Below are 4514 nucleotides of genomic sequence, written 5' to 3'. Positions count from 1 at the left end.
GCGGTGTTCGCCAGCCCGTTCATCAAGATGGCGCTGGTCCCCGACTTCGGCGTGTCGTGGCTGCTGGTGCGGGCGGTCGGCGCGGCCGAGCGCCTGCGCGAGCGGGTCGGCCACGACGACGTCGAGCAGGCCGATCCGCACGGCCTCCTCCGCCGCGACCTTGCGTCCGGACAGTGCCAGCTCCGTCGCCCGCGCCGCGCCGACCGCCCGCACCAGCAGCCACGACACGCCGAAGTCGGGGACCAGCGCCATCTTGATGAACGGGCTGGCGAACACCGCGCCGGGCGAGCCGATCCGCAGGTCGCACGCGAGGGCGAGGGCCATCCCCGCACCGACGGCCGCGCCGTCCACGGCGGCGACGGTCGGCGTGTGGAACTCCAGCAGCAGTTCGGCGATGGAGAACTCGCGGGTCATGCGCTCCCGCGCGTCCTGCGGCGTCTCGTTCCCCAGGTCGCCGATCGCGTCCAGGTCGCCGCCCGCGCAGAACGCGCCGCCGCGCCCGGTCACCACCAGGACCCGTACGGCGGCGTCGCCGTCCAGCTCGCGCAGCACCCCGGGCAGCCCGTCGAGCAGCGTGCGGTCCAGCGCGTTCCGGCGGTGCGGCCGGTCCAGTTCCAGCAGCGCGATCCCCTCGGAGGGGAACGTCACCCGCAGTCCACATACATCCATGGCCCAGAGCTGACCGGACGCGGGGCCCGGCGACCAGGGCCGGTTCTCATTGAGCGGAACCCCGCAGGTGGCCGGGCATCGTGCCACCGCGCATGATCGGAGCGCATGACGTCCCGTGCACACCGGGTGCACATCGAGGTTCGGGAGGAAATTCGTGAACGGGCAGCTGCGTGGCAAGACAGCGATCGTCACCGGGGCGGCGTCGGGCATCGGACGCGCGACCGCCGCGCTGTTCGCCGCCCGCGGCGCGGCGGTGCTCGCCGTGGACCGCGACGAGAAGGGCCTGCTGGAACTGCGGGACGAGGTGGCGGCGGCGGGCGACGAGGTGGCCGTGCCGGCCGTGCTGGCCGTCGACCTCACCGCGGCGGGCGCGGCGGAGCGAGTCTTCGACCACTGCGCCGAGGCCGTCGGCGCGCCGAACGTGCTCGCCAACATCGCGGGCAAGGCCGGGGACCGCCCGGCGGCCGACACCACGGACGAGGACTTCGAGTTCTTCCTGCGAACCAACCTCGGCACGACGTTCGCGCTCAGCCGCCGCGCGGTGATCGCGTTCGGCGACGCGGGCGGGGCGATCGTCAACACGTCCTCGGCGTTCGCACTGACCGGGGTCGCCGGGTCCGCGCCGTACTCGGCGGCCAAGGGCGCGGTCTCCAGCCTCACCCGCCAGATGGCGGCCGAGTACGGCCGGCGCGGCATCCGGGTCAACGCGGTGGCGCCGGGCCTGATCGAGACCCCGGCCACCCGCGCGAAGATCGCCGCGGGCGCCTTCGACGACCTGGTGACCCGGTCGCGCCCGCTGCCCAGGGTCGGGCAGCCGATCGACGTCGCGCGGGTCGTCGCGTTCCTGGCGTCCGACGAGGCGGCGTTCGTCACCGGCCTCACCATCCCGGTGGACGGCGGCTGGAGCAGCACGCACTTCCGCGACTGACGGCGACGCGGAACGGGCCGGGGCCGATGTCGGCCCCGGCCCGTTCCGGTTTTCTACGAGCGCGCCCTGCGCTCCGCGATCGTCTCGCCGGCCGCGGCCCAGTGGGTCGGCGGCAGCTCGCGCACCAGGACCCGCACCGACTCGGACGGGACCTCGAGGCTACGCACGACCGCGTCGTGGACGGCCGAGATCATCTCGCGCAGCTCGGACTCGGTACGGCCGGTCAGCAGTGAGACGTCGATGATCGGCATGATGGCTTCCCTTCTGGTTGGGATGGGACGGTCAGCCGTCCTGGCGTACGGCGGGTTCCTCGGCCGTGTCACCGGGCAGTCGCACCTCGGCGAGGTCCACCCCCTTGGTCTCTGGCAGGGTGAACACCAGGATCAGCAGGCCCAGCGCCATGGCGCCGACTGGATACCACAGGGCGGTGGTGGTGCTGCCCACCTCGGCCCCGATCGCGACCATCGTCGCCGGCAGCAGCCCGCCGAACACGCCGACGCCGAGCTGGTAAGGGATCGAGAGGGCGGTGGCGCGCACGCGGGTCGGGAACACCTCCGCCATCGCCGTCGCGGCCGGTCCCTGGGCCATCTGCGCGAACGCGACCAGCGCGAGGAGCAGCAGCGCGACGGTGAGGACGGGCCCGTCGAAGAAATCCCCGATGCCGGTGATCTTGATCGTGCTGGCCGATCCGTCGACCGGGTACCCGGCCGTCTTGAGCGCCGCCCGCAGTTCGTCCTTCAGCTGCGGACCGCCGGAGACCTCGGTGTCGTTCACGAGGACCTTGGTGGGGCCGATGGTGTCCTGCCGGTCGAAGGTGACGGAGTTGGACTGGAGCACGTTCCGCGCCTGGTCGCAGTCGGAGGTGAACGTGGCAGTGCCCGTGGGGTTGAACTGGAAGGAACACTCGGCCGGGTCGGCCTGGATGGTGACCGACACCGTCTCCTGCGCCCGCGCGAGATCCGGGTTCGCCGTCGAGACGATGGCGCCGGTGATAGGGAACGCCAGCACCGCGGCCAGCCCGAGCCCGGCGAACAGCACCGGCCGTCGCCCGATCCTGTCGGACACCCAGCAGGCGAGGACGCACAGGAAGAACCCGATCAGCATGATCACCATGAAGATCGCGTTGACCGTGAAAGCGTCGGTCTTGAGGTAGGTCTTCATCGTGGTCACCATGTACACGGTGGACAGGTAGCCGATGAACGACTGCGCCGCGGCCATCACGAACACGATCGCCACCATGCGCACCCGTGCCCGCGAGCCGAACGCCTCGCGCAGCGGCGCCTTGGTCCGGGTGCCCTCCTTCTTCATCTTCAGGAACAGCGGGCTCTCGTTCAGCTTGCTGCGGATCCACACAGAAAGCACGAGCGGCACGACGGAGATGATGAACGGCACCCGCCAGCCCCACTGCTCGAAGGCGTCCGCGCCCACGATGGTCTGCACCAGCAGTTGCACGCCCAGCGACAGGCTGAAGGCGAGCGCCGTGGTGCCGGTCAGCCAGCCGACGAAGAACGAGCGCTGGCGCGCGGGGGCATACTCCGAGACGTAGGTGATCGCGGCGCCGAACTCGCCGCTGACCGCGAGTCCCTGCAGGATGCGACAGGTCACCAGCAGGATCGGGGCCAGGATGCCGATCGAGTCCGCGGTGGGCAGCAGGCCGACGGCGACCGTCGAAACGCCCATCAGCACCAGCGTCATCAAGAACACGACCTTGCGGCCGACCAGGTCGGTGATCCGCGCGAACACCAGCGCGCCGATCGGGCGGACGATGAACCCGGCGGCGAAGGTCAGCAGCGCGAACACGGTCTGCGCCGTCGCGCCGTAGCCGCTGAAGAAGTTGCTGCCGATTACGGGGACGAGTGCCGCGTATAGAAAGAAGTCATACCATTCAAACGCCGTACCTACGGCCGACGCACCGACTACCTTGAGTTCCTGTTTGTTCATCGGCGGTTTCCTCCAGCCAGAATGCTTCGCCCCGCCTCGGAGCACGATGGCGGGTTGGAGCGACCGTAGGACCGGCGGTGACGGAAGCAACCATCCGATTTCCGGTGTGTGGGAATACCAGGTGGAAGTCGTGCCCGCCACGGTCCACGGTTGGCCACCATGACGGCGAACACATGGACGGTTGATCGGGCCGTCGAGGCGCTGCGCGCGGCGGAGTCGGACCGTGCCGCGCGCCGCCCTATCACCGAGGACTGGCCCGGCCTCGGCGCCGCCTACCAGGTGCAGTCGGAGCTGGTGGCGGCCAGGGTCGCCGAAGGCGAGAGGATCATCGGTGTCAAGCTCGGCCTCACCTCGCGCGCCAAGCAGTGGCGGATGGGCGTGGCCGCGCCGCTGACCGGCTGGCTCACCGACGGCCTGCTGCTCGACACCGGCGCGCCCGTGCCGGTCGAGCGGCTCATCCACCCGCGGGTGGAGCCCGAGATCGTCTTCACGCTCGGGCGGCGGCTGGAGGACCCCGGGGTCACGCCGGCCTCGGCGATGGCGGCGGTGCGGAGCGTGTCCGCGGGCCTCGAAGTGATCGACAGCCGCTACCGCGACTTCCGGTTCACCCTCGCCGACGTGGTCGCCGACGGCAGGCAATCGCCTCGTGCGCATGCGGCAGAGCCTCGCCGAGTACGGAGACGTCGCATCGCGATAATTCACGTGACGCCGGGGAGCTCATTCGCCGGTCCAACAGTCCTTGGCGGGAGAACAGGTGAGGCGCCGACTCCCCACCTAGAGGCGTTCTGCCACTCAGTCAGATCGGCTGCGGAGTTTTAGCCGAGTTCGTCAGCGAGGCCTGCGCACTTGATCCATCGTCCCTGACGAGGACTTCGCGAGAACCCGCTCAGCGATGACCTTTCCCGGCGGCAGGGCTCCGTCGGGACACCGAAGCACCGGCGGGGACGGGTGCCCATCACGACCAGCGGTTCGAGCG

Annotated in this window: 5 protein-coding genes; 2 read left to right on the top strand and 3 right to left on the bottom strand. The window is 70.6% G+C overall.

All coding sequences use genetic code 11. The annotated features are described in order from the left end of the window. Positions 1 to 669: enoyl-CoA hydratase/isomerase family protein (locus ABZ260_RS47265; RefSeq protein ID WP_355631486.1), on the bottom strand; the 669-nt coding region annotated here is incomplete at its 3' end. Between the two features lie 154 nt (positions 670 to 823). On the opposite strand from ABZ260_RS47265, the gene ABZ260_RS47260 reads away from it, so the two are divergent. Further along, a complete protein-coding gene (locus tag ABZ260_RS47260) occupies positions 824 to 1597 on the top strand; it encodes an SDR family NAD(P)-dependent oxidoreductase (protein ID WP_355631483.1) in 774 nt (257 codons plus the stop codon). A 53-nt stretch (positions 1598 to 1650) separates the two neighbouring features. Here ABZ260_RS47260 and ABZ260_RS47255 read toward each other — a convergent pair whose 3' ends face one another. Both ABZ260_RS47255 and ABZ260_RS47250 read right to left on the bottom strand, forming a co-directional pair. Then, on the bottom strand, positions 1651 to 1848 hold the full coding sequence (locus ABZ260_RS47255; RefSeq protein ID WP_355631480.1) for a tautomerase family protein: 198 nt from the start codon (positions 1846 to 1848) through the stop codon (positions 1651 to 1653). A gap of 31 nt (positions 1849 to 1879) precedes the next feature. After that, positions 1880 to 3538, bottom strand: coding sequence for an MFS transporter (locus ABZ260_RS47250; RefSeq protein WP_355631477.1), 1659 nt, complete (start codon positions 3536 to 3538; stop codon positions 1880 to 1882). Positions 3539 to 3697: 159 nt separating this feature from the next. On the opposite strand from ABZ260_RS47250, the gene ABZ260_RS47245 reads away from it, so the two are divergent. Continuing rightward, complete coding sequence (locus ABZ260_RS47245; RefSeq protein WP_355631475.1) at positions 3698 to 4357, top strand: hypothetical protein; 660 nt, start codon at positions 3698 to 3700, stop codon at positions 4355 to 4357. Positions 4358 to 4514: the final 157 nt, after the last annotated feature.

The sequence above is a fragment of the Streptosporangium sp. NPDC006013 genome (genome assembly GCF_040614275.1).
Taxonomy (GTDB): domain Bacteria; phylum Actinomycetota; class Actinomycetes; order Streptosporangiales; family Streptosporangiaceae; genus Streptosporangium.
Note: the sequence above shows the minus strand (reverse complement) of the source record. Positions and strands in the feature narration are given on the sequence as shown.

Excerpts from the sequence above, each read along its gene's own strand:
- ABZ260_RS47250 (WP_355631477.1), bottom strand. The coding sequence starts at position 3,538 with ATGAACAAACAGGAACTCAAGGTAGTCGGTGCGTCGGCCGTAGGTACG.
- ABZ260_RS47245 (WP_355631475.1), top strand. The coding sequence starts at position 3,698 with ATGACGGCGAACACATGGACGGTTGATCGGGCCGTCGAGGCGCTGCGC.
- ABZ260_RS47255 (WP_355631480.1), bottom strand. The coding sequence starts at position 1,848 with ATGCCGATCATCGACGTCTCACTGCTGACCGGCCGTACCGAGTCCGAG.